Annotated in this window: 26 protein-coding genes; 11 read left to right on the top strand and 15 right to left on the bottom strand. The window is 71.3% G+C overall.

The features are described from left to right. Positions 1 to 74: 74 nt before the first annotated feature. Complete coding sequence (locus ACFFNX_RS05285) at positions 75 to 1,574, bottom strand: M20/M25/M40 family metallo-hydrolase (RefSeq protein ID WP_378196024.1); 1,500 nt, start codon at positions 1,572 to 1,574, stop codon at positions 75 to 77. A gap of 195 nt (positions 1,575 to 1,769) precedes the next feature. Here ACFFNX_RS05285 and ACFFNX_RS05280 point away from each other — a divergent pair, with 195 nt between their 5' ends. Beyond that, positions 1,770 to 3,581 carry a GMC family oxidoreductase gene (locus ACFFNX_RS05280; RefSeq protein WP_378196021.1) on the top strand — a complete coding sequence of 604 codons (1,812 nt, stop codon included), beginning with the start codon at positions 1,770 to 1,772 and terminating at the stop codon, positions 3,579 to 3,581. A gap of 341 nt (positions 3,582 to 3,922) precedes the next feature. Here ACFFNX_RS05280 and ACFFNX_RS05275 read toward each other — a convergent pair whose 3' ends face one another. After that, on the bottom strand, positions 3,923 to 4,522 hold the full coding sequence (locus ACFFNX_RS05275) for a DUF4126 domain-containing protein (protein ID WP_378196018.1): 600 nt from the start codon (positions 4,520 to 4,522) through the stop codon (positions 3,923 to 3,925). 113 nt (positions 4,523 to 4,635) lie between these two features. On the opposite strand from ACFFNX_RS05275, the gene ACFFNX_RS05270 reads away from it, so the two are divergent. After that, positions 4,636 to 5,676: an SGNH/GDSL hydrolase family protein gene (locus ACFFNX_RS05270; RefSeq protein ID WP_378196016.1), complete on the top strand. Its 1,041-nt coding sequence runs from the start codon at positions 4,636 to 4,638 to the stop codon at positions 5,674 to 5,676. A 241-nt stretch (positions 5,677 to 5,917) separates the two neighbouring features. Here ACFFNX_RS05270 and ACFFNX_RS05265 read toward each other — a convergent pair whose 3' ends face one another. Continuing rightward, positions 5,918 to 7,417 carry an aldehyde dehydrogenase family protein gene (locus tag ACFFNX_RS05265; protein WP_378196012.1) on the bottom strand — a complete coding sequence of 500 codons (1,500 nt, stop codon included), beginning with the start codon at positions 7,415 to 7,417 and terminating at the stop codon, positions 5,918 to 5,920. A gap of 331 nt (positions 7,418 to 7,748) precedes the next feature. On the opposite strand from ACFFNX_RS05265, the gene ACFFNX_RS05260 reads away from it, so the two are divergent. Further along, positions 7,749 to 8,414 carry a CHAP domain-containing protein gene (locus ACFFNX_RS05260; RefSeq protein WP_378196009.1) on the top strand — a complete coding sequence of 222 codons (666 nt, stop codon included), beginning with the start codon at positions 7,749 to 7,751 and terminating at the stop codon, positions 8,412 to 8,414. Positions 8,415 to 8,527: 113 nt separating this feature from the next. Here ACFFNX_RS05260 and ACFFNX_RS05255 read toward each other — a convergent pair whose 3' ends face one another. The 9 genes from ACFFNX_RS05255 to ACFFNX_RS05215 form a co-directional block, all read right to left on the bottom strand. Then, positions 8,528 to 8,875 (bottom strand): Pepco domain-containing protein, encoded by a 348-nt coding sequence (locus ACFFNX_RS05255; RefSeq protein ID WP_378196006.1) that lies wholly within the window; start codon positions 8,873 to 8,875, stop codon positions 8,528 to 8,530. A gap of 81 nt (positions 8,876 to 8,956) precedes the next feature. Continuing rightward, complete coding sequence (locus tag ACFFNX_RS05250; protein ID WP_378196003.1) at positions 8,957 to 9,583, bottom strand: response regulator; 627 nt, start codon at positions 9,581 to 9,583, stop codon at positions 8,957 to 8,959. After that, entirely contained in the window at positions 9,580 to 10,782 is a 1,203-nt protein-coding gene (locus ACFFNX_RS05245) for a sensor histidine kinase (RefSeq protein WP_378196000.1), read from the bottom strand. The genes ACFFNX_RS05250 and ACFFNX_RS05245 overlap by 4 nt, the downstream gene beginning before the upstream one ends. Next, positions 10,740 to 11,552, bottom strand: coding sequence for an ABC transporter permease (locus ACFFNX_RS05240; RefSeq protein ID WP_378195997.1), 813 nt, complete (start codon positions 11,550 to 11,552; stop codon positions 10,740 to 10,742). The genes ACFFNX_RS05245 and ACFFNX_RS05240 overlap by 43 nt, the downstream gene beginning before the upstream one ends. Beyond that, entirely contained in the window at positions 11,549 to 12,394 is an 846-nt protein-coding gene (locus tag ACFFNX_RS05235; RefSeq protein WP_378195993.1) for an ABC transporter ATP-binding protein, read from the bottom strand. Before ACFFNX_RS05235 ends, ACFFNX_RS05240 begins: the two co-directional genes overlap by 4 nt. 79 nt (positions 12,395 to 12,473) lie before the next feature. Continuing rightward, positions 12,474 to 13,268 carry a site-2 protease family protein gene (locus ACFFNX_RS05230; RefSeq protein WP_378195990.1) on the bottom strand — a complete coding sequence of 265 codons (795 nt, stop codon included), beginning with the start codon at positions 13,266 to 13,268 and terminating at the stop codon, positions 12,474 to 12,476. 11 nt (positions 13,269 to 13,279) lie between these two features. Further along, complete coding sequence (locus ACFFNX_RS05225) at positions 13,280 to 13,852, bottom strand: TetR/AcrR family transcriptional regulator (protein WP_378195987.1); 573 nt, start codon at positions 13,850 to 13,852, stop codon at positions 13,280 to 13,282. Between the two features lie 711 nt (positions 13,853 to 14,563). Further along, complete coding sequence (locus tag ACFFNX_RS05220; protein ID WP_378195985.1) at positions 14,564 to 14,962, bottom strand: DUF3224 domain-containing protein; 399 nt, start codon at positions 14,960 to 14,962, stop codon at positions 14,564 to 14,566. Positions 14,963 to 15,014: 52 nt separating this feature from the next. Next, positions 15,015 to 15,821, bottom strand: coding sequence for a TetR/AcrR family transcriptional regulator (locus ACFFNX_RS05215; RefSeq protein ID WP_378195981.1), 807 nt, complete (start codon positions 15,819 to 15,821; stop codon positions 15,015 to 15,017). Positions 15,822 to 15,891: 70 nt separating this feature from the next. Between ACFFNX_RS05215 and ACFFNX_RS05210 the strand changes: the two genes are divergently transcribed. Next, a complete protein-coding gene (locus tag ACFFNX_RS05210; RefSeq protein WP_378195978.1) occupies positions 15,892 to 16,761 on the top strand; it encodes an NAD(P)H-binding protein in 870 nt (289 codons plus the stop codon). Position 16,762: 1 nt separating this feature from the next. Here ACFFNX_RS05210 and nucS read toward each other — a convergent pair whose 3' ends face one another. Then, positions 16,763 to 17,422 carry an endonuclease NucS gene (gene nucS, locus ACFFNX_RS05205; protein WP_378195975.1) on the bottom strand — a complete coding sequence of 220 codons (660 nt, stop codon included), beginning with the start codon at positions 17,420 to 17,422 and terminating at the stop codon, positions 16,763 to 16,765. Positions 17,423 to 17,535: 113 nt separating this feature from the next. Here nucS and ACFFNX_RS05200 point away from each other — a divergent pair, with 113 nt between their 5' ends. The 6 genes from ACFFNX_RS05200 to ACFFNX_RS05175 all read left to right on the top strand — a co-directional run bounded on the left by ACFFNX_RS05200 (position 17,536) and on the right by ACFFNX_RS05175 (position 23,159). Continuing rightward, entirely contained in the window at positions 17,536 to 19,176 is a 1,641-nt protein-coding gene (locus tag ACFFNX_RS05200) for a 3-hydroxyacyl-CoA dehydrogenase family protein (protein WP_378195972.1), read from the top strand. Positions 19,177 to 19,241: 65 nt separating this feature from the next. Beyond that, complete coding sequence (locus tag ACFFNX_RS05195) at positions 19,242 to 19,553, top strand: Rv1322 family protein (protein ID WP_378195969.1); 312 nt, start codon at positions 19,242 to 19,244, stop codon at positions 19,551 to 19,553. A 10-nt stretch (positions 19,554 to 19,563) separates the two neighbouring features. Continuing rightward, the gene (locus ACFFNX_RS05190; protein WP_378195966.1) at positions 19,564 to 20,274 is read left to right on the top strand and encodes an alpha/beta hydrolase; all 711 of its coding nucleotides are present in this window, start codon (positions 19,564 to 19,566) and stop codon (positions 20,272 to 20,274) included. Positions 20,275 to 20,363: 89 nt separating this feature from the next. Then, positions 20,364 to 21,158 (top strand): AraC family transcriptional regulator, encoded by a 795-nt coding sequence (locus ACFFNX_RS05185; protein WP_378195963.1) that lies wholly within the window; start codon positions 20,364 to 20,366, stop codon positions 21,156 to 21,158. A gap of 119 nt (positions 21,159 to 21,277) precedes the next feature. Continuing rightward, on the top strand, positions 21,278 to 21,976 hold the full coding sequence (locus ACFFNX_RS05180) for a cysteine hydrolase family protein (RefSeq protein WP_378195960.1): 699 nt from the start codon (positions 21,278 to 21,280) through the stop codon (positions 21,974 to 21,976). Positions 21,977 to 22,373: 397 nt separating this feature from the next. Continuing rightward, complete coding sequence (locus ACFFNX_RS05175; protein WP_378195958.1) at positions 22,374 to 23,159, top strand: alpha/beta fold hydrolase; 786 nt, start codon at positions 22,374 to 22,376, stop codon at positions 23,157 to 23,159. A 150-nt stretch (positions 23,160 to 23,309) separates the two neighbouring features. Here the strand turns inward: ACFFNX_RS05175 and ACFFNX_RS05170 are convergent, their stop codons facing one another. Next, positions 23,310 to 23,933 carry a TetR/AcrR family transcriptional regulator gene (locus ACFFNX_RS05170; RefSeq protein ID WP_378195955.1) on the bottom strand — a complete coding sequence of 208 codons (624 nt, stop codon included), beginning with the start codon at positions 23,931 to 23,933 and terminating at the stop codon, positions 23,310 to 23,312. 109 nt (positions 23,934 to 24,042) lie between these two features. On the opposite strand from ACFFNX_RS05170, the gene ACFFNX_RS05165 reads away from it, so the two are divergent. Beyond that, positions 24,043 to 24,669: an FMN-dependent NADH-azoreductase gene (locus ACFFNX_RS05165; RefSeq protein WP_378195952.1), complete on the top strand. Its 627-nt coding sequence runs from the start codon at positions 24,043 to 24,045 to the stop codon at positions 24,667 to 24,669. 304 nt (positions 24,670 to 24,973) lie between these two features. On the opposite strand, the gene ACFFNX_RS05160 is transcribed toward ACFFNX_RS05165, so the two are convergent. Further along, positions 24,974 to 26,256, bottom strand: a 1,283-nt coding sequence (locus ACFFNX_RS05160; protein WP_378195950.1) for an AI-2E family transporter, incomplete at its 5' end; no start/stop codon positions are given.

Genomic DNA, 26,256 nt, shown 5'->3' with positions numbered 1-26,256 from the left:
CGGGGGCGTGCCGGGCGCCACGATATCCCGCCCCCCGGCCGCACCGCGCGGAGCGGCCGGGGGCGGCCCCTCTCTCAGCCGGTGACCAGGTTCGCGGGTGTGTGCTTCGCCTGCGGCAGCAGGGGCGTACGGGCCGTGGCGTGGTCGCCGTTGACCGGCAGCGTGCTCTTGGCGAAGACCTGGACGGCGTGCGCGGCGCCGTCGGCGAGCTGGTCCAGGATCGTGTCGTTGTTGTTGGCGTAGGTGTCGCAGGCCTGGTGGTAGCAGCCGTCGTACGGCTTGCCCGCGACGCCGCCGTAGATCTTCGCCTCCTCGGCGGTCTTGAGCTTCTCGGCGCCGGAGTCCAGACCGCCGGCCGGGATCCCGTTGTCGATGAACGGCCCGTAGTCCGAGCGCCCGTCGAACGTGCTCGGCGAGGTCTGCAGCCTGCGCGTGCCGAAGTACTCGAGGAAGACCTTCTCGATCGCGCCCGAGCCGGCCGGCGGGTTGGTGCCGGCGCCTTCGGAGTCGTCACCGTCATAGACGCCCCGGCGGCCGTTGGGCGAGCCCAGCATGTCGAAGTTGAGGTTCAGCGCGATCGTGGACCGCTGGGCGGCGCTCAGGTGCGTGACGTAGTAGGTGGAGCCGAGCAGCCCCTCTTCCTCGGCGCCCCAGAACGCGAACCGGACCTTGTTCTTGACCTGGTCGCCGAGCCGGGAGATCTGCTCGGCGACGGTGAGGGCCGTCGCGGTGCCGCTGCCGTTGTCGTTGATGCCGGGGCCCTTGGTGACGCTGTCGAGGTGGGCGCCCATGACGACCACGTTGTCGTCACGGCCGCGCTCGGTGTCGGCGATCACGTTGTGCGCGATGCGCTGCTCGTTGATCGTGCTGGTCTTGACGTGCAGCGTCAGGGTGCCCGAGGTCGCGGCCTTGACCAGGTCGGAGCCGAGCTGGTGGCTCGGGCCGATGATCGGGATCTTCCAGGCCTGCCCCGCGGTGCCGGAGACCGGTCCCATCCGGTCCGGCGCGATGCCGTCGTTGTAGATCGCGATGGCGGCGGCGCCGGCGGTCTGCGCGTTGCTCGCCTTGTCGGAGAAGGTGCAGCCGCCCCGCTTGACCAGCGCGATCTCGCCCTCGGCGAGCCCAGCGAAGTCGGCGGGCTCACAGCCGCTGCCCACTCCGGCACCGTCCGGGTCGATCGCGCGGGCCGTCGCGGTGACATCGCCCGAGCCCGAGTAGTCCAGCGTCGCGAAGTCGGTGCCGTAGGTGTAGGACGGCCCGCCGGAGCGCTCGAAGACCGCCGGGGTCTTCTCCTTGTAGTACGCGAACGGGAAGTCCTGCACCGTGGGCTGGTAGCCCGCCTTCTTGAGCTGCTTGACGACGTACTGGGTCGAGACCTCGAAACCGGGTTCGCCGGCGGCGCGGGTTCCGCCGTTGTAGGTGGCGATGACCTGCAGGTCGTGCTGGTGTCTGCGGATGTCCTGCAGCTTGACCAGCTTGTCCAGGCGAGGGTGCCCGGCCGCGTCCGCGGGGGCCGCGCTGACGACCGAGACGGCGGCGAGGCCGATGAGGGTACCGATGGCGATTCTGCGCACGAGCGCCCCTTCTAATGGTAAAGCGGAGGTAATGCACATGAGATTGACACCGCAGTCATCCCCCGGCCAGGCGCTGAGACCTACTCGTTGTGCAGATCTAACTTTGTTTCTCTGGAATCGCGTTCGGTGCACTGACCCCGTACGTCCCGATATCGGTATGGTTTGCCGAGGTTCCCCCAAGCCCCGGAGGCGGCCGTGTACGACTACGTCATCGTCGGTGCCGGCAGCGCGGGCTGCGTGCTCGCCAACCGGCTGAGCGCAGACTCCAGCGCCCGCGTGCTGCTCCTGGAGGCCGGACCGCCGGACGACGCGCCCGAGATCCACATTCCGGCCGGCCTGCAGGCCCTGTTCAAGGGGCCGTACGACTGGGACTACACGACGACGCCGCAGGAGAACGCGCACGGACGCGGCGTCTACTGGCCGCGCGGCCGCACCCTCGGCGGCAGCTCGTCGACGAACGCGATGATCTACATCCGTGGTCACCGGCACGACTACGACACCTGGCGCGACGAGTACGGCTGCAAGGGCTGGGGTTACGCCGACGTGCTGCCGTACTTCCGCCGTGCCGAGGACCAGCAGCGCGGCGAGTCCGACTACCACGGCGTCGGCGGGCCGCTGCGGGTGGAGGACCTGCGGTACAAGCATCCGCTGACGCGCTCGTGGGTCGAGTCCGCGAAGGCGTTCGGCCTGCCGGCCAACGACGACTTCAACGGCGCCGAGCAGGACGGCGTCGGCTACTACCAGGTGACCCAGCGACGCGGCCGGCGCTGGTCGACCGCCGACGCGTACCTGCGGCCCGCCCTCGAACGTCCGAACCTCACCGTGCGGACCGACGCACTCGCCACGAAGGTGCTGGTCGAGAAGGGCCGATCGGTCGGCGTACGGTACGTGACCGGCGGCCGTACGGAGGACGCGCTCGCCCAGCGCGAGGTCATCCTGTGCGGCGGCGCGGTCAACTCGCCGCAGCTGATGATGCTGTCCGGCCTCGGGCCCGCCGACCACCTGCGGTCACTGGACATCGACGTCGTGGCCGACCTGCCCGCGGTCGGCACCGGCCTGCAGGACCACCCGATCGTGCCGGTCATGTGGCACACGCCGGGCACGAAGGCGATCTGGGAGGGCGTGAACCTGCGGAGCCTTCTGCTCTGGCAGTCACTGGGCCGTGGGCCGTACGCCTCCAACGTCGCCGAGGCCGGCGGTTTCGTACGGACGTCACCGGGCCTGACGGCGCCGGACCTGCAGTACCACGTGCTCGGCACCCCGTTCGTCGGGCAGGGCCTGGTCGACGTGGCGGAACGGATGATCTCGGTGTTCGTGACGGCGGTCGCCGTGGCGAGCCGTGGCACGATCACTCTGCGGTCGGCCGACCCGCGCTGGAAACCACTGATCGATCCGGCGTACCTGCGCGAGCGCGCCGACCTCGAGGTGCTCCTGGCCGGCATCCGTCAGGCGCGGGAGATCGCGGGGAACCGCCCGTTCGCGCGGATCAGCGGCGGCGAGGCGAGGCCGGGCGAGGACACCGACCTGACCGACTGGATCCGGCACGAGGTCGTGACGCTCTACCACCCGACCAGCACGTGCGCGATGGGTGGGACCGACGACGCCGTGTGCGACCCGGAGCTGCGCGTCCGCGGCGTCGACGGCCTGCGCGTCGTGGACGCCTCGGTGATGCCGGCCGTCCCCCGTGGCAACACGAACGCCCCGACCATCGCGATCGCCGAACGCGCCGCCGATCTGATCATCGGCGGCCCGCTCCTGCCGCCCGCCGACCTGACGGCCGGAGCAGGCGCATCGGAGGCGACCTCGCTGATCGAGCCGGTGGGAGCGGACGCGGAGCCGACGACGCTGATCGCGCCGGTCGAGACGGACGCCGAGGCGACCACGGTGATCGAGCCGGCGGGGGCGGACGTCGAGGAGACCACGGTTCTCGAACCGGTCGAGGCGGATCCCGAGCCGGCCGCGCAGGCCGACTCTGAGGTGCGGTCGACCCGGCCGGACGAGGACTGAACCGGGCCCACAAGAAGAGTCCCGCCCGGCCGGAGGGACTCCGGACTGGGCGGGACTCGGCACTCGGACGGCCGCGGCGTCACCGCGCCCGGTCCTTGCGGCCCCGGCGGGCGGCCTGCACGTCCGCGCTGAGCTCCCGTACGTGCTCGTTGATGATCGCCCGGAGAATTTCGGGGTGCATCGTGGCTCCTCGTGATGCGAACCGGTCGGTCCGGCCTCGCACTCTCAAGGTTCGTTCTAAGCGGGGTGCCGCCACATCGGGACGATGCACTATCTCTCGGTCTCAGCGGGCCTCACGCGCGCTCAGAAGGGTCTTAGGACGCTCAGCCGGGCTTAGGGCCTCAGGGGATCGCCTCCGGCGAGCGGCGTTTGCGGCGCAGCCTGCGGAGCCTCCGCGTGAGCCGCCATCCGATCAGGGCGAACACGATCAGGAACAGGATGACGAGCGCCGGGAGCAGCACCGCGATGAGGCTCGTCACCAGCGACATCGCGTCTTCGGCCGCGCTCACGAAGGGCGTTCCGAGGCCGACGGTGCCGGCGTTGATGACGGGACGCGCGCCGGCCTTGGTGAGGTGCACGACCAGCGCGACGACGATGCCGAGCACCCAGCCCACCCAGGGATGGCCGGACATCCACGCGGAGTGGTCGATCCGCCCGGCCGCGTCCGAGGCGGCGAAGACGGCACCGCCGGCCGCCGGCCGTACGAACGTCTGTATCGCGTCGTTGACGTGGTCGACGACGGCCACCTTGTCGAGGACGACTTCCACGGCGAGCAGGGCCGCCACGGCGGCGAGCGCCCACCCGTTGCTCATCCACGCGAACTGGTGCGGCAGCACGACCGCGTCGGTGAAGCGGGCGAGCAGGCCGACCACCAGGATCGGGATGTAGGCGTTGAGACCGGCCGATGCGGACAGGCCGAGCCCGGTCAAGGTCGCGAACATGCCAGGTAAGACGTCATCGATGCGGAGGGAGGTTCCTGTGGGAACCCTCCGCCCCGTCGCGAACGTCGATTTGGTGGGCGGATGGGACTTCTGGTGGGTCGGGAAGGTGGGGTATGGCAGCGCTGTGGCGCCGGATCCGTACGCGGCGTGGAGCTCTCATCGCCGTTCCTCTCGCGTTGGTGCTACTGGCCGCGTTCGTCGCGGTGCCGATCGGGATGTCGCAGCGGTGCCGGTCGTCCGGGCCGGGCTGCCGGGCGCGGAACATCCGGCCCAAGCCGCAGCCCAGGGCGCTCACCCCGCTGGAGGCCGCCACCCGCGGCGGGTACGTCGCCCTTGGCGATTCTTATTCCTCCGGCGAGGGTACCTGGAACCCCGACGCCGACCGCGCGTACGACAACGGTGGCGCGGATGGCTGCCACCGTTCGCGGCAGTCCTACTTCTCGACGGTGTCGCAGGCGTACACGTTCGCCAAGGCGGGCGGATTCTGGGCGTGCAGCGGCGCGCGCACCGGGAACCTGCTGAGCGTCGCCGAGCGCGGCGAGCCTCCGCAGATCGACCGCCTGACGGCCGACACCAGCCTCGTCACGCTCAGCATCGGCGGCAACGACATCGGCTTCTCCGAGATCGTCAAGAGGTGCGTCGTGAAGCTGCCGTGGTCGTCGGCGTGCCGCGACCAGGACGCCGGCATCCGCGCCCGGACGGCCGCGCTGCCCACGTCGCTTCGCTCGGTGCTCGACCGGATCGCGCAGCGGGCGCCGTACGCGCGGGTCGTCGTGCTCGGCTACCCGCGGCCGTTCCCGGTGCGGCCGGAGCGGTCCGTCGACAACATCGGCGTCGCCGACCAGGGGTTTCTCAACGGGGTCGTGCACGATCTCGACAACACGATCTCTCTCGCGGCGCGGGACGCGGACCGGCGCCTCGCGGCGGCGCGGGCACCCGGCAGCGTCGAGTTCGTCGACACGTATCAGGCGTTCAACGGCCACGAACTCGGCACCGGGCAGCCGTACCTCAACGCACTCGACCTCAGCGTCAGCGAGCTCGTGGAGACCCGCAGCTTTCATCCGAACTCACTCGGATACCTGAAATTCGGGGAGCTGATGAACCGCCAGATCCAGGCCGGGCCGGGGCGTCCGATCTACCAGTGGCGTCAGTGACCGCCGAGCCTGCGCACCGGCGACGAACCCCGTCCGGCCGGAGGGCGTCCCAGCCAGAGCGGGATTCGACGGCGGTGCGCAGACCTCGTGTGCTCTCTGCCCTGCCTTAGCTTCGGGCTAAGGAGGCCGCTCTCACATGGGGACTATGCACTATCCCGGTGCCTCAGGTGACTCCTTAGGCGAAGACATACCTTGATTTGAACTCTTGTGTCAGGGGCATGTCGGGGGAGCGGCCCAGAGCCTACTTGTAGCGTTTGCCGTGTAGCAGGTTGACCAGTTGCAGCGCCCTGGCCATGTCCTTGTCGGTGCGCTTGAACGACGTCAGGTTCATCGACGAGAACCGCTGCCGCGTGATCGACTTCGCGCGGGCGAACTCGCGGAGGCCGTCCGCGCCGTGGATGCGGCCGAAGCCCGAGTCGCCCACCCCGCCGAACGGCAGCGCGGGTATGGCCGCGAAGGCGATCACCGAGTTGATCGAGGTCATGCCGCTGCGCAGGCGCCGTGCGGCGTTCATCCCGGCGGACCTGCTGCCCGAGAAGATCGCGCCCGCCAGGCCGTACGGGGTCGCGTTGGCGCGGGCGACGGCCTCCTCCACGCTCTTCACCCGGTGCACGGTGATGGTCGGGCCGAACGTCTCCTCGCACACCGCCGACGAGTCGTCCGGCACGTCGAGGAGGATCACCGGCTCCACGTACGGCTCCTTCACCGACGAAGGGCCGCCGATGATCGCCCTGCCGCCCTGGGCGACCGCGTCGTCGATGTGGCGCCTGATGACGTCGAGCTGGCCCGGCATGGTGATCGGCCCGTACGACGCGCCGCGGTCCTCGCCCGGGCGCAGGTCGCGCGCCTGCTGGGCCAGCCTGTCGACGAACGTCTCGTACACGCTGTCCACCACGTAGACGCGCTCGACGCCCACGCAGGTCTGGCCGGCGTTCGACATCGCGCCCCACAGCGCGGCCTCCGCGGCGCCTTCCACGTCCGCGTCCGCGTCGACGATGAAGGCGTCCTTGCCGCCGCACTCGGCCACGATCGGCGTGAGGCGCTCGGCGCAGGCGGCCATCACCTTGCGAGCGGTCGGCGTCGAGCCGGTGAAGGCGATCTTGTTCACGGCGCCGCCGGCCAGGGCCGCGCCGGTCTCGCCGAAGCCGGTCACGACCTGAAGGATCGGCTGCTCGGGCACGACGTTCGCGACCATCTCGGCGAACAGCGTCGCGACGCCCGGGGTGTACTCCGACGGCTTGAACACCACGGCGTTGCCCGCCGCCAGGGCGTACCCGATCGAGCCCACCGGCGTGAACAGCGGATAGTTCCACGGCCCGATGACGCCGACGACGCCGAGCGGCTGGTACTCCAGAACGGCCTTCTGGTTGATCGACAGCAGCCCGGGGAACACCCGGCGCGGCCCGAGGACCTTCTCCGCCTTCCGCGCCGCCCAGTCGAGGTGGGTGATGGCCAGGACGACCTCGAGCTGTGCGTCCTCGATCGGCTTGCCGGTCTCCCGGTGGATGAGGGTGGCGACCCGGTTGAGCGACCGCGTGAGCGCGCCCTTGATGTTCAGCAGCCGGATCCGGCGTTCCTTCCAGCCGAGGTCGGCCCACCACGCCGCCGCGGCGTGGGCGCGTTCGATCGCGGCGGCGACCGCCTCCCTCCCGTGGACCGGGTGCTCGCCGACGAGCTCACCGGTCGCCGGATCGAGGGACTGGAAGCTCTCCGTGGTCTCGGCATCCATGGTCGCTGTCATCGCCATCACCCACTAGAAGGAGGTTCTGTTGTGCGTAAAATTACCGCAACCGATCCGGCCTGGCCTGGACGTTCCGACCCGCGCAGCTGGGCAACCTGAGCACCATAAATCACCTCTTTTCCCTGCGGTGACAGAGAGCGGCGCCGATGTGGCCCGGATCACGCCCGCATGGCTTCTGACCAGGGCTTTTGTCTTGCTACGTTGCGATAAATCTTGCGGTGCACCCCTGAGTCACCCGCAAGCTATCGGTCGGGCACACCCCCGTGCCTTAGATCGTCTTCCACTTCGCCGGCCGACCCCGGAGGCGGCAGGAGGCCAAGGAGTACCCCCCGTGACCCTTTCTCCTCGATATGCAGCGATCCCCTTCCGTGAGCGTCTCGCGGTCTCCTTCCGCGGGCGCGTCACGCTCCCGCTCCGCGGGCGTCTCGCGGCCGTCGTCGCGGCCGTCATGGCGCTCGTCGCGGCCGCGACCATCGTGATCGGGGTGGTCGTCGGGGTCCAGCGCCCGCTCCCCACCGCGGCCGACGCGCTGAAGGTCGCCCTCTCCCAGGTCGGCACCACGGAGGACGCCGCCGGCGGCAGCAAGTTCAACCAGTGGTTCATGTCCTCGCGGTACGCCCGCGCCGGTGTCGATCGGGACGGCGGGTCGATCAGCGACTACGCGAACGCCAGCTGGTGCGACATGTTCGTGACCTGGGTGGGCGCCCAGGCCGGCGTCAAGGGCATGGGCGGCGACGCCTTCACCCCGGCGCACGCCAGGTGGTTCCGCGACCACGACCGCTGGGGGACCGTCCCCAGGCCCGGCGCGGTCGTGTTCTTCTCCTGGAACGGCAGCGGCATCGACGGCATCGACCACGTCGGCCTGGTCATCAAGGACAACCACGACGGCACCATCCGTACCGTCGAGGGCAACACGGACGACGCCGTGAAGATCCGCACCCGCAGCACCGACTCCGTCGTCGGCTACGGCTACCCCGACTACGGCCACCAGGCCTAGGACGAGAAGAACCGCACGTCCGGAAGGACGGTAGGTAGTCGACGCCGTCGCCGTGGGCGCCGTGCCCGCTCAGGTGGATCAGCAGCGGCCGGAACCGCCCCATCGCGCCGGTCTCAGCGACCGAAGACGAGATTGATCGCGGCCTTGGCGCCGACCTTGGCGGTGCCGACGAGCTGGACGCCGCCCTCGGCCGAGATCTCCAGCCCGATCTGGGCCTCCTTGAGAGGCAGGGCGCCCGCCTCGGCCGCGAGTTCGTCGAGGACGGCCCGCAGGGAGCCGACGGTGCGCCGGAGGTTCTCCTTGAGCGCGTCGACGGGGATCTGCCTCAACGCCACCGCGCCGTCGGCGGCGGAGAACAGACCCATCGCGTGGCCGTCGCCGTCGTCCACGGCGACGATGAAGGGGAGCGTGTCGATCACATCGGCCGACGCAAGCTCGTGAAAGGGCTGTTCTCCAGTCATGACCCCGCCGTCCGCATCACCTGAATGCCGCGATCCGAAGGCCGATGGTAGCGCCTCGCCGGCCGACGCGTTGATCACCGCTCACCCGCCCGGAGAGGGCAGGATGCCGCGTTCGAGTGCGGCGGTGACCGCGGCCGTACGGTCGGAGACCTCCAGCTTGCCGAACGCCCGCAGGAGATGCGTCTTGACCGTCGCCTCGCTGATCAGCAGCTCCCGCCCGATCTCGGCGTTGGTACGGCCGCGGGCGACCAGCCGCAGCACCTCGATCTCGCGCCGCGACAGCTCCACCGGCGAGCGCATCCGGGACACGAGCTTGGCCGCGACCGACGGCGCCAGCACGGTCTCGCCCCGCGTCGCCGCGCGGATCGCCTGGGCCAGTTCGGCCCGCGACGCGTCCTTGAGCAGGTAGCCCGCCGCGCCCGCCTCGACGGCGCGCAGGATGTCCGCGTCGGTGTCGTACGTCGTCAGCACCACGACCCGGGTCTGCGGCCGCTGGACGAGCACCCGCGAGGTCGCCTCGACCCCGTCGCCGCCGGGCATGCGCAGGTCCATCAGCACCACGTCGGGCTCGTGCGCGCGCACCGCCGCGACCGCCTCGGCGGCGCCGCCCGCCTCGGCCACCACCTCCAGGTCGTCCTCTGCCGCGAGCATGCCGCGCAGCCCCTCGCGTACGACCGGGTGGTCGTCCACCAGCAGGATCCTTATCACGCCGGTACCTCCACGATGATCGAGGTGCCCTCGCCGGGCCGGCTGGCGACCCGGAGGCTGCCATCGACCTGACCGGCGCGCTCACGCATGCCGCGCAGGCCGAAGCCGCTCGCCGTCGCCGGATCGAAGCCCCGGCCGTCGTCGCGTACCTCCAGGCGTACCGCCGCCTCACCGTAGTCGAGCGTGATCTCCACGCGACCGGCCTTGGCGTGCTTGCGGACGTTCGCCAGCCCCTCCTGCGCCGTGCGCAGCAGGACCACCTCCGTACGGGCGGCGAGCCGGCGCGGCTCACCGGAGACGACACACTCGGTGTCCACGTCGAGTTCCTCTCCCAGCCGGTCCGACAGCCGCCGTACGGCCTCGTCCAGCGATGATTCGCCGAGGGCGGCGGGCGGTACGGCCGCCACGAGGGCGCGGGCCTCGGCGAGGTTCTCCCGGGCGGTACGGACGGCCAGGCCGAGTTGCCGTCGCGCCTCCCCGGGATCGGAGTCGATGCGCGGCTCGGCGGCCTGCAGGAGCATCAGGATGCTGGTGAAGCCCTGCGCGAGCGTGTCGTGGATCTCGGCGGCGAGGCGTTCGCGTTCGGCCATGACCCCGGTCTCCCGGCTCATCTCGGCCAGCTCCGCACGGGTCGCCTCCAACTGCTCGATCAGCTCCCGGCGTTCGGTGCTCTGCCGGATGATGCGCTCCACCCAGAGCCCAAAGAACACCGAGAAGGTGATGGTCACGACGATCCAGATCACGAATGAGGTGATCGAACCGGCGCTGTGCTCGCTGCGCACGAACCGTGCGGCCGGAGCGAGGTTGAGGAGCACGACCGCGATGCTCCCGAGCCACCACTCGGAGATCATGAAGCACTGCGGGCTGAGCGCGAAGAGGATCAGCGCGCTCTGCGGCGAGGCCAGCGACGCCCCGGCCGACAGCACGATCAGCCCGGCGATGTACAGGTAGGGCAGCGGTCCGCTTCGGTGCACGCCGAGCAGCCGCCGGCCGAGGAAGAGATACCACGGCACCATCGCGACGAGGAGCACGGTCGCGACCGCGCCCTCGGGCCACGAGCCGTTCACCCACGTCACGTAGATGACGGTGGAGGCCAGGACCAGGGCGAAGTACGCCTCCCAGCGTCTCAACCCCAGCTCCCACGCGTCGTCGCCGATCATCCGTCGTCGCGTCGCTTCCAGCGGAAGGTCGTCAGGCACAGTGCGAAGCCTGCTACACCCCAGGCCGCCAGCACCAGGGCGATTCTGCCGTGCTCCCACGCGTGCGCGGGCTCGGCGGGCAGCAGGGTGTCGGGCAGCAGGGCCGACCGCAGGCCCTGGCAGATCCACTTCAGCGGGAACAGCGCCCCGGCCTGCTGGACGCCCGACGGCAGGCTGCTGAAGGTGAAGTACACGCCGGAGATGAACTGCAGCACGAGGTACGGCACGTTGAGCACCGCCGCGGCGCCCCGGCCCGAGCGCGGCACGCTGCTGACCGCGATGCCGAGCAGCGTGCAGACGGTCACGCCGGCCACGAAGACCCACACGAGGGTGAACCAGCGTTCGGGCGTGCTCGGCGGCCGCAGCCCGAACATCACACCGCCGAGCACGAACAGGATCACCGTCTCGGCCGTCGACAGCACCAGCGCCGAGATCGTCTTGCCGATGAAGTACGCCGACGGCGGCATCGGCGTGCCGTACAGGCGCTTGAGGGTGCCGTCGTCCCGCTCCTGCGCGATGCCGACGCCGAGGCTGATGAACGTGGTCGAGGCGATGCCGCTCGCGATGATCCCGGCGGCGAAGTACTGCCGGAAGTCCACATTGGTGCCCTCGACCCGGCCCTTGAAGATCGTGCCGAAGATGACCATGAGGATGATCGGCACCGCGAAGGTGAAGGCCACCGCCTCCCGCTCGCGGATGAAGGTCTTCAGCTCCAGCGCGCCGCGCGAGAGCCCGAGCCGCAGTGTGGACGGCATCGCCAGGTCGGTCATCGGTCCGCTCCGATCATCGCGAGATAGGTGTCCTCGAGCGTGGGCCGGGTGACCGTCAGCTCCGGGACCTCGCCGTCGAACTTCTGGCTCAGCTCGGCCACGACCTGGGTGGGGGAGTGGGTCTCGAGCGTCTGCCGCCCCTCCGGGCCCGTCCAGCTCACCCGGGCCTTCGCGGTGGACCGGCCGCCCAGCTCCCGCGGCGTGCCGATCTCGACGAGCCGCCCGCGCGCGATGACGCCGACCCGGTCCGCGAGGGCCTCGGCCTCGTCCAGGTAGTGGGTCGTCAGCAGGATCGTCGTGCCGTCGCCCGCCAGGCTCTCGATCAGCTTCCAGAACCGCCGCCGTACGTCCGGGTCGAAACCGGTCGTCGGCTCGTCCAGGAAGACCAGCTCGGGGCCGCCGATGATGCCGAGCGCGACGTCGACCCGCCGGCGCTGCCCGCCGGACAGCTGCGCCAGGCGTGCGCCGGCCTTCTCGGTCAGCCCGACCGCCTCGATCACCTCGTCGGGATCGCGTGGGGCCGGGTAGTAGCCGGCGAAGTGCCGCACCGCCTCCCGTACGGTGAGCTGAGGCCGCTCGTCCGAGGTCTGCGACACGATGCCGATGCGGGCCCGCCAGCGCCGCGTCGGCCGCCCGGGGTCGGTGCCGAGCACCGCGACCTCTCCGCCGGTCCGCCGGCGGTGCCCCTCAAGGATCTCGACCGTCGTACTCTTGCCCGCCCCATTCGGCCCGAGCAGGGCGAACACCTCGCCACGGGGGATGTCCAGATCGACGCCGTCCACCGCGTCGACGTCGCCGTACCGCTTACGCAGACCGCGTATGCGCACCGCCATCTCGTTCATACCGCCAGCGTCGCGGCGGCCGGCGCCTCACGCGATCGGCGGTCCGGTCATTCCCGTGTCCACCGAACGACGGACACGCTCAGCCCAGGCCGACCTTCTGCCAGAACTGGAACAGGGCGTGGCCGACCGTGGTGAGGTCGGAGTTGATGCCGAACAGGTCGGTCAGGTGGTAGATGACCGAGAAGAACCCGCGGTTGATCGGGCCGATCCAGAGCAGCGCCATCAGGGCGATGAACGCGTAGCCGCCGACCCGGTTGGCCTGGGCCACCCACGCGCGCGGCAGGTACGGCTCGATGATGCCGAAGCCGTCCAGGCCCGGCACCGGCAGGAGGTTGAGCACCGCGGCGGTGACCTGCAAGAACGCGAGAAACGCCAGAGCGCTCCAGAACAGGGCGTGATCCAGGCTCGTCGCGAGCTGCGTGAGCACGACGCCCAGGACGATCGCGAAGGCGAGGTTGGCGAGCGGGCCGGCCGCCGAGATCAGGCTGTGCCGCAGCCGGCCGCGGATCGCGCCGCGGTCGATGTAGACCGCACCGCCGGGCAGGCCGATGCCGCCGAGCAGCAGGAACAGCACCGGCAGCAGGAAGCTCAGCGCCATGTCCGTGTACTTCAGCGGATTGAGCGTGAGATAGCCCTTGGTGGCCACGCTGCGGTCGCCCGAACGCCAGGCGAAGAACGCGTGCCCGAACTCGTGCAGGCACAGGGACACGATCCAGCCGGAGACCACGAACACGAACAGCAGGAATCGGGCCGGATGCCCAACATCCGTGCCGTAGCGCCACACGGCGAGGCCGGACAGGACGAACAGGCCGACAACGAACAGGAAGACGGGACTGGGCCGCACGGCGGACCGCAGGGCGGTGACGTTGCTCATCGGTGAACTCTTCAGCTGCTCTCTGCGAGGGCGGGGACGACATAGGTGCGGAGGAACTCGCGGGGCTCATCCTCGCGCGGCATGACGATCATCGAGGAGATGATGCGGAAAAGGAACTCCACCGCTCCTTCAACGGTGATGTCCGCTCGGAGGGTTCCCGCCCGCTGAGCGGCGCCGAAGTACGGCCGTACGTAGTCGGAGCACAGGTGCAGCAGGCGCTCGGCACCGCCGACGACCGCCGCCTGCGTGTGCCCGGCGGCGTCGGGTGCCAGCAGCGCGGCGACGTGCGGCTCCCCGCGGATGAACGCGACGGCGTCCACGACACCTTCGACGATCGCGTCCGGCACCGACCGCTCATCACGCAGCCGCCCCGACAGCCGGTCGAGGAACCGCCGCAGGTCGCGCAGGACGACGGCAAGGATCACCTCGTCACGCCCGCCGGCGAAACTGCGGTAGACGGTGGCACGCGAGAGCCCGGCGGACGCCGCGATGTCCTCGACCGTGGTCTTGGCGACACCGTAGCGCGCGAAGCACTCTTCGGCGGCGTTCACGATCCTCACCCGGACGTCGGTAGCCTGCGGCATGCCCCGCAGGCTACCCGCCCGTAATGCCGAGCAGGCTACGCGACCGCGACGCCGGTCAGGCATGCGGCCACGACGCCCGGCAGGTTGTTCGGCTGCTGCGCTGTGCAGGCCGTTTGGTCACGTGCCGGGTAGGCCGTTTGGTCGCTGTGCTCGGTTGGCCGTACGGCCGCTGTGCCGGGTTGGCCGTTCGGCTGTTGTGCCGGGTTGGCCGTTCGGCCGTTGTGCTGGGTAGGCCGCTTGGCCGCTGTGCTCGGTTGGCCGTTCGGTCGCTGTGCCGGGTAGGCCGTTCGGCCGCGGTGCCGAGCAGGCCGATCGGCCACCGTGCCTGGTAGGCCGCTTGGCCACAGTGTCCGGCAGGCCGTTCGGCCACCGTGCCCGGCGGTCACCCGGCCGCGATGTCCCATCAGCTACTCGGCCGCATGAGCGCCAGAGGGTTTTCCACAACCGACCCGCCATCCTTCCTTCGGCGGGCCGGACCGCTGGACAATGAAAGTGGGGTGAGCCCCCGGGCGGGAGGGGACCGCCTGCGGGAGGGGACCGCCTGCGGGAGGGGACCGCCTGCGGGAGGGGACCGCCTGCGGGACGGGGCCGCCTGCGGGACGGGGCCGCCTGCGGGACGGGGCCGCCTGCGGGACGGGGCCGCCTGCGGGACGGGACCCTCTGCGGGACGGGACCGTCCGCGAGGGGAGTGGTCGCTTGGTTCGGCGAGGTTCAGTCGATCGTGTAGTCGAGGGTGTAGGAGTGCCCGCCGTCCGGGCCGATGATGATCTGGCCCTCGCCCGTGATGCCTGTCAGGTCGCCTGTACCCGTGCCCTCGGTGATCTTCCACGTGAGCCAGGGCCTGCCGTTCTCGCCGCCGGCGTCGTGCTGGAGGACGAACCCTCCCGTGCGGCCGTCGAGCGCTCCCTCGAAGCGTTCGATCGCCACGTACGCCCGGGGGGTCTCGCCCGTGGCCACTGTGATCAGTTCGGCCGTGCTGGTGCCGGTGAGGTCGCCGCTGAAGGTCTTCTCGACGTGCACCCGTGCGATCTTGGTCTCCTGGTGGGTGTCGTACGGCTCGGCGGCGTCGAAGACGTCGAGGACGAAGGTCCCCGCTGCATGCTTGGTCATGGCGACGATCCTGCTGGAGGTACCTGACAGTTCACGGCAGGTTTCTCCGGCTTCAGGAGTGGATCTCCCGGGCCGCGGGTCGCTCCACGGCCGCCTGGATGCCGGCCAGCAGTCGCTGGAGGCCGAAGTCGTACGCCTCGGCGTTCGCGTCCTTGGTCCCGGCGTCGAAGCCGCCCTCGCGCCAGAGTTTCGCGATCGTCGGGTGCCGGGTCACGTCGAAGTAGTCCTCCCAGAACGACGCGCGCGCCGCCCACCAGGCGTCCGTCGACTCCCCGGTCGTGCGCTCGACCTGTTCGCTCTCCGCCTCGGCCGCCGCGGCCGCGTGGACGAAGGTGACGATCGTCCCGGCCGCCGCCGTGATCTGCCGGGGCGACAGGCCGATCCCGGACAGTGCGGACAGGAGGTACTCCTGCTGGGCCATCAGCCCGGGGCCGAGCGGCGGCCGCACGTTGGAGATCTGTCGTAGCCAGGGGTGGCGCCGGTACGCCGCGCGCGTGCGCTCCGCGTACAGCCCGATCTGCTCCAGCCAGTCTCCCGGCCTCGGGTCGTCCGGGCCGGGGAGGTCGCGCTCGGTGAGCACCGCGTCGACCATCAGGTCGATCAGCTCGGCCTTGCCCGGCACGTGGGTGTAGAGCGACATGGTGCCGGCGCCGGCCTCTTCGGCGACCCGGACCATCGACATCGCGGTCAGGCCTTCGCGGTCGGCCACCGCCAGGGCGGCGCGGACGATCTGGTCGACCGTCAGTCTGGGCGGGCGTCCACGGGCCGGCCTGCCGTCGGTCCGTCCGGCGGTGCGGTCTCGCCACAGCAGCGCCAGCGTCCGCTCCGGGTCGCCGTCGCCGCTGCGTTCCACCGTCATGCCCTTGATCCTACTTTCTCGTATACCGTACGGTTAATATTCCCGTAGGGCGTACGAGAATGGAGGGATCATGACGATCCTGGTGACAGGGGCGACCGGCAACGTCGGGCGGATCGTGGTGGAGCGGCTCGCGGAGGCCGGTGAGCGGGTGCGGGTGATCACCCGCCGCCCGGAGGCGGCCGGGTTCCCCGCTGGAGTGGAGGTCGGGTACGGAGACCTCGCCGACCCGGCGACGCTGGCCGAGCCGCTGACCGGCGTGGAGCGCCTCTACCTGTTCCCGCACCCCGGGACCGCCCGGGAGGTCGTCGACCAGGCGAAACGGGCGGGCGTACGGCGGATCGTCGTGCTGTCCTCAGGGGCCGTGACCGCCGGCCTGGACACGGACTTCCACCTGCCGGTGGAGCGGGCCGTGGAGGACTCGGGGCTGGAGTGGACCCACGTGCGGGCCGGTGAGTTCATGCTGAACCGGCTCTGGCTGTGGGGCGAGTCGATCCGCGCGGAGAGCGTCGTCCGCGACCCGTTCCCCGACCAGGGCGGAATACCGGTGCACGAGCAGGACATCGCCGACGTCGCCGTACGCGCGCTGCTCCACGACGGCCACGCGGGCGCGGCGTACACCCTCCTCGGGCCGGAATGGATCACCCGGCGTGAGCAGGTCGCCGCCATCGCCGCCGCCGTCGGCCGGGACGTCCGTCTCGAACGGGTCGGCCGGGAGGAGGCGCGGGAGCTCTATCGGGCGATGGGCGGGTTCGCCGCTGCGAACGCCGACTTCCTGCTCGGCTTCACCGACTACGCGGGCCGGGAGGTCGAACCGGACGCGGCACCGCGGAGCGACGCGTCCGACCACCCTCCGATGCCGACCGCCGAAGCGGTCACCGGCCGGCCCGCCCGCACGTTCGCCCAGTGGGCCCGCGACCACGCGGCCGACCTCACGGCATAGATCAGAACAGGGTGTCGTCGCGCTCGATGCCGCGCAGGGCGTCGTAGTCGAGGGTCACGCAGCCGATGCCGCGGTCCGCGGCCAGCACGCGCGCCTGCGGCTTGATCTCCTGGGCGGCGAACACGCCGCGGACCGGCGCCAGCAGCGGGTCGCGGTTGAGCAGCTCCAGGTAGCGGGTCAGCTGCTCGACGCCGTCGATCTCACCGCGGCGCTTGATCTCGATGGCGACCGTGGCGTTCGCGTCGTCGCGGCAGAGGATGTCGACCGGGCCGATCGCGGTGGGGTACTCCCGGCGGATCAGCTTCCACCCGTCGCCCAGCGTCGTGATGTGCTCGGCGAGCAGCTCTTGCAGGTGGGCCTCCACGCCGTCCTTCTGCAGCCCCGGGTCGATGCCCAGCTCGTGCCTGGAGTCGTGCAGGATCTCCTCGATCGTGAGGATGAGCTGCTCGCCGGACTTGCCGTGCGTGACCGTCCACTTGCCCTCCTCTTCCTTGAGGGCACAGGGAGGGTTCATCCAGTTGAGCGGCTTGAACGCCCGGTCGTCGGCGTGAATGGAGACGGATCCGTCGGCCTTGATGAGGATCAGCCGTGGGGCCATGGGCAGGTGGGCGGTGAGCTTGCCGACATAGTCGACACTGCAACGGGCGATGACGAGACGCACGGTCGCCCACCTTAGTGGTCCGGCGCCCGCCCCTCAGGCCGCTCGGACAATCCGTCCGCGAACCGCACCGCCACCTGGTGTTCGCCGGTCGCGGGCGTGCCAGACTGCGGAGCATGAGCGCATCGGTGGGCAGGGTGGGAGTCGTCGGGCTGGGCACGATGGGCGCGGGCATCGCCGAGGTGCTGGCACGCGGCGGCCACTCCGTCGTCGGGATCGAGGTGAACAACGACGCCCTCCAACGCGGCCGGGACAACCTCGAAAAGTCCACCGGCCGTGCCGTACGCCGCGGCCGGCTGTCGGAGGAGGACAAGGGGGCGATCCTCGGCCGGATCGAGCTCGCCACCTCCTTCGCCGGGCTCGCCGAGTGCGACCTGGTCATCGAGGCGGTGCCCGAGCGGCTGGACCTGAAGCGCCGGGTGTTCGAGGAGCTGGACAAGGTGTGCCGTCCCGAGGCGGTGCTCGCCACCAACACCTCCTCGCTGTCGGTCACCGAGATCGCGGCGGCCACCGGCCGGCCCGAGCAGATCGTCGGCGTGCACTTCTTCAACCCCGCGCCGGTCATGAAGCTGGTCGAGGTGATCCACACCGTCCTCACCCGGCCCGAGGCGCTCATCGCCGTACGGGAGCTGGTCGAGGGCCTCGGCAAGGTCGCCGTCACGGTCGGCGACCGGGCCGGGTTCATCGCGAACCGGCTGCTGTTCGGCTACCTCAACCAGGCCGCCGGGATGTACGAGGCCGGGTACGCCACGCGTGAGGACATCGACGCCGCGATGAAGAGCACGGGCCTGCCGATGGGCCCGCTCACGCTCATGGACCTCATCGGGCTCGACGTGTCGCTGGAGGTCTGCGAGGCGATCTACCGGGAGACCCGCGACCGGCGGCACGCGCCGGCGCCGATCCTGCGGCACCTCGTCACCGCCGGGCTGCTCGGCCGCAAGACCGGGCGCGGCTTCTACACGTACGGCGAGCCGGAGGAGGCGGAGGAGCGGCGCGCGGAGGCCGGGGGCGCGCCCAGCGTCGGTGTCGCCGGGTCCGGGCCGCTCCCCGTCGCCGTCATCCAGGCCGCCGTACGCGCCGGGGCGGACGTCCGCTTCGTCGCGGGCGACGACGACAAGGTGCGCGCCGTACGAGATGCCGTCGGCGAGCGGGTCACCGGCGGCACCGACCTGGCGCTGCTCGCCGACCGCGATCTGATCGTCGAGGCCGTGGCCGAGGACACCGCGGTCAAGCGCTCGCTGCTCGCCGCCGTCGACGACGTCGCGCGCAAGGGCGCGGTGCTGGCCACCACCGGCGCAACCGTGCCGGTCATCGAGCTGGCCATGGCCACCGACCGGCCGCAGGACGTCGTGGGCCTGCACCTGCCGGACCCCGAGGGCGGGCTCGCCGAACTGGTGAGCACCGTCGTGACCGACCCCGGGACCGCCGAGCGGGCCGCCGCGTACCTCACCCGCCTCGGCAAGCGTCCCGTACGCTCCGCGGACCGGGCCGGCTTCATCGTCGACGCGCTGCGCATGCCGTACCTGGGCGACGCCGTCCGGATGCTCGAGTCCGGGTACGCCGACGCGGACGCGATCGACGCGGCGATGACGCACGGCTGCGGGTACCCGATCGGCCCGATCGCCGACCTGGACCGCATCGGGCTCGACCGCGTCGTGGAGGTGCTGCGCGCGCTGTACACGGAGTATCGCGACCCCGCCTTCGCGCCCGCGCCGCTGCTGGACCGGCTCCACACGGCCGGGACGAGCTTCCGCTGAGAGGGGCCTGGGCACCCGGGCGGGCTCTGCCGGGCGGGTACGGCGCAGCCCGTACCCTGATCGGCATGAGTCCGCGTAAAAACCGCCGCACACGCGACATGCCACGGGAAACCGGGCGTGGCGCGTTCGGCGGTCCGCAGCGGATCGAAGAGGGACCCGACGGCGACTGGATCGTGCGGCCCGCGGCCGGCGCCGCGAAGAGCTACCGCTGCCCCGGCTGCGACCAGGAGATCCCGCCGGGCGTCGGGCACGTCGTCGCGTGGCCGGCCGAGGGCGGCGGCCCGGAGGACCGGCGCCACTGGCACCGGCCCTGCTGGGAACACCGGCTGCACCGCACGCCCAAGATCCAGCGGTCCGGCCGCGGCCCGCGTTACTGAGAGGACAGCGATGGCGGATATACGGGCGAGCACGGTGCTGCCCGCGCGCCGTACGGACATCGAACTGCAGACCGCCGACGGGCTGAAACTGGTCGGCGAGCTCGCGGTGCCGGAGGACCGGCCACCCGTAGCGACGCTCGTGTGCCTGCACCCGCTGCCCACCGCCGAGGGCATGATGGACAGCCACGTGCTGCGCAAGGCGTCGTACCGGCTGCCCGCGCTCGCCGGCCTGGCCGTCCTGCGGTTCAACACGCGCGGGACGACCAGCGCTCGCGGCACGAGCGAGGGGGAGTTCGGCGAGGGCGAGGCCGAGCGCTACGACGTCGCGGCGGCCCTGGAGTGGGCGGAGTACCACGACCTGCCGCGCACCTGGCTCCTCGGCTGGTCGTTCGGCACCGAGCTGGCGCTGAGGTGGGGCCGCGACCCGCTCGTGGAGGGGGCGATCCTGCTGTCACCCCCGCTGCGCCGCGCCACCGACGCCGACCTGGACGCGTGGGCGGAGTTCGGCCGCCCGCTGGTCGCCCTGGTGCCCGAGCGCGACGACTATCTGCGACCGCCGGAGGCGCGGGAGAGGTTCAAGCGGGTGCCCCAGGCGGAAGTGGTGGGCGTCGACGGCGCCAAGCATCTGTGGGTCGGCGAGCCGTACGTCCGTACCGTGCTGAACGAGATCGTGAAACGCGTGGCGCCCGAGGCGTACCCGCTGCCTGCCGAGGTCCCGTAGGCCCCGCCGGGGTTTCGATGAGGTCCGTGAGGGGCGAGCGGTCCGGGGCGGACCGGGTCCGGCATCGGTACGCGCCGGGAGCCGGTGCGGTGAGGCTGGTGACGGCGTCGTTCCGGACGCACCGTTTCGTGCCGCACGCGCACAGCGAGTACGCCATCGCGGTCATCGACCGTGGTGTGGAGGCGGTGCGCTACCGGGGCGCGGACGAGCGTGCCGGCGCCGGGGGCCTGCTGCTGCTGGACGCCGAGGTCATCCATGCCGGGCGGCCTGCCGCGCCGCAGGGATGGGACTACCGGGTCTTCTACGTTCCTCCCGATCTGCTGACCGAGATCGCGGGGCGGAGGCCGACGTTCCCGGCCGCGACCCCGTGGGACCCGGAGTCGGCCGCCCGGCTGGCCCGGGTACACCGGATGCTGGGCGAGCCGGGCACCTCGCCGTTGGCGGCCTGCGAGCAGCTCCACCAGGTGCTGACGCTGGTGCTGGCCAGGCATGCGGCGTGCGGGCCGGTCCAGCCGTCCAGGGCCTCGTGGCCGGCCGCGATCGGCAGGATCCAGGCGTATCTGGCCGCCGACATCGGGCACACGCCGAGCCTGACCGAGCTGGCCGAACTGGTCGGGATGCCACGCTTTGTGCTGCTTCGCGCGTTCCGTGCCGCGACCGGCGTGACCCCGCATGGGTACCTGCTGGCGCTGCGGCTGCGGCACGCCCAGCAGTTGCTGACCGCCGGCCACAGCGTCGCCCGTGCGGCCACCGACAGCGGCTTCTACGACCAGTCTCACCTCCACCGCCATTTCCGCCGGACGTTCGCCGCCACCCCCGGACGGTTCGCCCGCGCCGGACGGGTACGCGACGACGTACAGGGCCGCTCCGCCGCCGCGCCGTAGCGTGTGCGGGGTGATTTCCAGGACCGGGTGCCCGGTGATGGGCCCGCCGGGTCGCGGTTCGCCCGTGGCGTGCAACGACGTACAAGGCCGGTCTGCCGCCGCGCCGTAGCGTGTGCGGGGTGATCGACAAAGGTTCTTCCCAGGACCGGGTGCCCGGTGATGAGTACACCCGGCCGCAGTTCGCCCGTGCCGCCCTGCTGACGATCGACATGCAGGCCGACTTCGTCGCCGGCCCGTACGCGGTGCCCGGCACCGAACAGATCGTCCCGGCGGTGGCCAGGCTGGCGCGCGCGTTCCGGGACGCCCGCCGGCCCATCGTGCACATGGTCCGGCTGTACCTGCCCGATGGCGGCAACGCCGACATCTGCCGCCGGTCGCTTGTCGCCTCCGGCGCCTGCCTGGTAGCCCCGCACTCGCCGGGCTCCCGCCTGGCCGACGGCCTGACCCCGGCCGGCGCCGCGCCTCTGGACCCCGACCGGCTGCTGTCGGGCGCGGCCCAGCCGCTCGCCGACGGGGAGCACGTCATCTACAAGCCGAGGTGGAGCGCCTTCCACCACACCCCGCTGCGACGGCATCTCGATGATCTCGGCGTGAACACGCTGGTCGTGGCCGGCTGCAACTACCCCAACTGCCCGCGAGCGACGATTTACGACGCCGGCGCCCGTGACTACCGGCTGGTGCTCGCCGAGGACGCGACATCGGGCTTCGGCGAGCACGCCCGGCCGGAGATGACCGGGATCGCGGCCTGGTGCCTGACCGTCACCGCGATCGAAAGGCTCCTTCGGACCGACGCCGAGACGGCCGCGAGTCGGGCGTGACCCACCTGCTGTTCCCGGACCGGCGATCCGCCACGGCGGCCGAGGCGCAGGGCTTCAAGGCGGCCGGTGACCAGGCCCTCGCCCGCGGACCCCGCCGGGAGCGGCCCGTCGGATGGCCGGGGCGGGATCCACCCCGTCCACCGGCGGAGGCCCGCCGCGTCGGCGAGGAGGCCGTGCACACGGCCCTCGCCGTCAATGCGGGCCGCGCGTTCGCATGGCGGCGCGGGGCTCTAAACGTCGAAGACCGATCACGGCCACGGTTATCGGCAGGACGGGAATCACGAGTGACGATGAGCGAGGCCCGGCGTGCGCCGGGCCGGGGTGGGTCGCGAGCCTTGTCCGCGCGGGCTCGCCGGCCGGCTCCAGGGAGTTCCGTGGCGGAACGGGGAGGGGCACCGTGCAGTTGTACACCCGCGACATCGGTGGCGGGACGCCGTTGGTGCTGTTGCACGCGTTTCCGCTGTCGTCGGCCATGTGGCTGGCGCAGCGGGAGGGACTGGCGGCGCGATTCCGGGTGCTGACCCCTGACCTGCGCGGATTCGGTGGTTCCCCTCTCGGCGGCGACGATCCCTCCATCGACGCCATGGCCGACGATGTCGCGGCCCTGCTCGACGCCAAGAACATCGATCGCGCCATCGTCGGCGGGCTGTCGATGGGCGGGTACGTGACGCTCGCGTTCTGCCGGCGGCACCCGGACCGCGTCCTGGGCGCCGTCCTCGCCGACACGAAGGCCACGGAGGACACCCAGGCCGTTCGTGAGGCACGCATCCGGACCGCCGAACGTCTTGAGACCGAGGGCAACGTCAGCGTGCTCTTGGAGGAACTGCTGCCGCGACTGGTCGGGCCGACGACGATGCGCAGCCGTGCCCTGGTGTACGGCCGGGTGCGCGGGCTGGTGCAGTCGACGCCGCCCCCGGCCGCCGCCTGGGCACAGCGGGCGATGGCCGCCCGCCCGGACTCGGTCGGCGCGCTCGCCGGGTTCCGCGCACCGACCCTGGTGCTGCACGGCGCCGAGGACGCCATCATGACCGAGGACGACGCCCGGACCATGGCCGAGGCCCTGCCCAACGCGGAGCTGATCACGATCCCGGGGTCGGGTCACCTGACGGCTGTTGAGCAGCCGCAGTTGTTCAATGACGCGGTCACCGAGTTCGGTGCGGCTCTGGCCCGTACGGTGCGCTGAGCCTCAGGGAGCGAGGGCCCGGCGGGCGATCGGGGCCTTGCCCGGCGGAGCCGATCACGATCCCGGGGTCGGGTCATCTCACGGCTGTCGGGCAGCCGCAGTTGTTCAATGACGCGCGGTGCTGCCCTGGCCCGTACGGCGTGCTGAGCCTTACAGCGCGGCGAGGCGGCGGGCGATCGCGGTGATCGCGTCGGTCAGTTCGGGCAGCGGGCGGCGTTCGTCGCGGCGCCAGTGGCGGATCTGCTCGGCGGTGAGCGCGGCGAGCAGCGTGTCGGCGCGCAGATCCGGGTCGGGGACGCCGGCGGTGGTGAGCAGCACCTGGCAGTGCTGCCGCCAGAACCGGTGAGAGCCGGTGCGCAGCCGCGCGCCCGGACTGGCGGTCTGTGACAGCGCCACGAGGTCCAGGTGCGCGTCGACGTAGGCCAGGTAGGCGGAGACGAACGCGGCGAGCCGGTCCGCCGGGTGCGCCCCCGGGCCGAGGGGTGGCGGGCCGGACAGGATCTCGGCCTGAAGTTCGGACTCGCGCTCGTCGAGCAGGGCCGCCGCCAGGCCCGACTTGTCGCCGAACCGACGGTACAGCGTGCCCTTGCCGACTCCCGCGACCGCGGCGACGTCGTCCATGCTCACGGCGGCGACCCCCGCACGCCGGAACAGTTCGTCGGCGGCGGCGAGCACCTTGGCGCGGTTGCGCGCCGCGTCCGCCCGCTCCGGTGGCGCGCCGCCGCCGGCCAGCAGCGGCAGGTCTCTGCGGTCGGCGGAGGTCACACGGTCCATGAACCCGGACTCTAGTGCAGATGATCGCCAGCGGTTGACGTATCCGGACTGCGGTCCATATATTTGGCTCCGCCACTAACCGGACTATAGTCCGAATAGGAGTGAGCTCATGGGAAGACTGCTGCACATCTCCGCCTCACCGCGCGACGAGGCCTCGGAGTCACTGCGGATCGCGCAGGTGTTCACGGACACGTACCGGGAGACCCACCCCGGCGACGAGGTCGAGCACTGGGACCTGTGGGACGGGTCGCTGCCGGACTTCGCCGTCGGCGCGAAGGCGAAGATGACCGTGTTCGGCGGCGGCGAGCCGCAGGGCGCGGAAGGCGCGGCGTGGGCCGCGGCACGGCGCACGTTCGAGCGGTTCGACGCCGCCGACCGGCTGCTGTTCAGCGTGCCGATGTGGAACGCGTCAGTGCCGTACGTGCTGAAACAGTTCGTCGATGTGGTGAGCCAGCCCGGCTGGATCTTCACCGTCGACCCGGCGACCGGATACGGCCACCAGCTGGCGGGGCGCGGTAAGCGGGTCGCCGTCGTCTACACCAGCGCCGTGTGGGGGCCGCCGCTCGGCCCGGAGTTCGGCAGCGACTTTCAGTCGACGTTCTTCAACGACTGGCTGCGCTGGACGGGGCTGACCGACATCAGCGAGATCCGGTTCCACCCCACGCTCACCGGCGATTATGAGGAGGCACGGCGGACCGCCGACGCCCAGGCGAGTGGCATCGCCAAGGGCTTCTGACCCCGCGGACGCCGGTGGTTATCCACAGGCGTCCGAAGCCCTTCCTCCGCCGGATCCGAGCACTGGACAATGAGATTGGGGTGAGCCCCCCGAGGCGGGCGGGGTGTGTCCCTGCGGGGTGTGTCCCCGGCGGGGCCCGGCGGGGTGTGTCCCGGAGGGGAGTGTCTCGGCGGGCGGCGCGTGTCTCGGCGGGGCGTGTCTCGGAGGGCGGGGTGTGCCGGGGGTGGTTCGGGTGGGTTCTGGTCGGTTCGTGAGGGGTCCCGCTTCGCCCGTGCCGGTCGGTCGTGGCAGGCCGGTACGGGCGTTACGACTCCTCCTGGCGCGGCATCACGACCTCGCGCAGGATCAGGGCTACCGCCGCGGCGGCCGGGATCGCGAGGAGCGCGCCGATCACGCCGAGCAGCGCGCCCCCGATCAGTGCGGCGATGATCGTCACCGCGGGCTGTACGTCGACGGACCGTTTCATGACCCTCGGCTGGACGACGTAGTTCTCGACCTGCTGGTAGATCACGAAGAAGATCGCGGTGGCGATGCCGACCCACAGGCCGGAGAAGAACGATATGGCGGTCACGAAGACCGCTCCGATCGTCGCGCCGACCAGCGGGATCAGGTCGGTGATCGCCACGAGCAGCGCGAGCGCGAGCGCGTACGGTACCCCGACGATCAACAGGAAGATGTACGTCGTCACGCCCGCGATGAGCGAGATGAGCAGGTTGCCCGCGACGTACCCGCCGATCCGGGCGAGGATCTCGTCGCCGAGCAGCGCCACCCGGGCCCGGCGCGACCTCGGGGCCAGCCGGTACATGAAGCCGGTGATGCTCGGCAGCGAGGTCAGGAAGTACAGCGTGAGGATCAGTACGGTCAGCGTGCTGAAGACGCCGCTGACCACGATCTGGCCGACGCCGACGACGCCGTTCGCGGCTCGGGTGCCCAGGTCCTTGCTCTCCAGCGCCGACCTGGCTTTCTCGAACAGGTGGTAGCGGTTGTCCAGGTCCTGCAGCCGGGGGTTGTTCTGCAGCTGTTCGAGGTAGCCGTGGCCGCTGGTCAGGTTATGGATGATCGCGGTCGTCTGCTCCGACAGCGGCGGCACGATGGCGAACCCGAACGCCACGAAGAACCCGACCAGCGCCAGGAACACCAGCAGCACCGACCACCGGCGTGAGACGCCGATGCGTTCGAGCGCCTCGACCCCCGGGTTGAGGCCGACGGCCAGGAACAGCGCGACGACGATCAGGACGATGACCGAACGGGCGTTGGTGAGCGCCTGGAGCAGCATGTACGCGGCGAGCACGCCGATCGCGCCGTAGAAGCCGAAGACGAACGGATGGTTGCGAGTGAGCGGTCGGCCGGGCCGCCCGAACGGGAACAGCTCGTCCACGCCCGCCTCGCGTTGACGGGCCTTCATGTCGGTGATCGGATCCGCCTGCGTGCCCTGGTCGGGCCGCCGCGGGGGCCTCCCGCCATCTTCGGGGACCTCGCCGGCCGTGTCTTCAGCGGTGCCTGCGGCGGCCGTGCCGCCACCTCCGCCACCTCCGCCGCCCGCCGACGCGGTCGCCGCCTCGGCCGCCGGTGCGCCATTGGGCCCTC

Origin of the sequence: Actinoallomurus acaciae, assembly GCF_042429965.1 — a bacterium.
GTDB classification, from domain to species: Bacteria; Actinomycetota; Actinomycetes; order Streptosporangiales; family Streptosporangiaceae; genus Actinoallomurus; species Actinoallomurus acaciae.
This window is presented reverse-complemented; position numbering and strand designations above follow the sequence as displayed.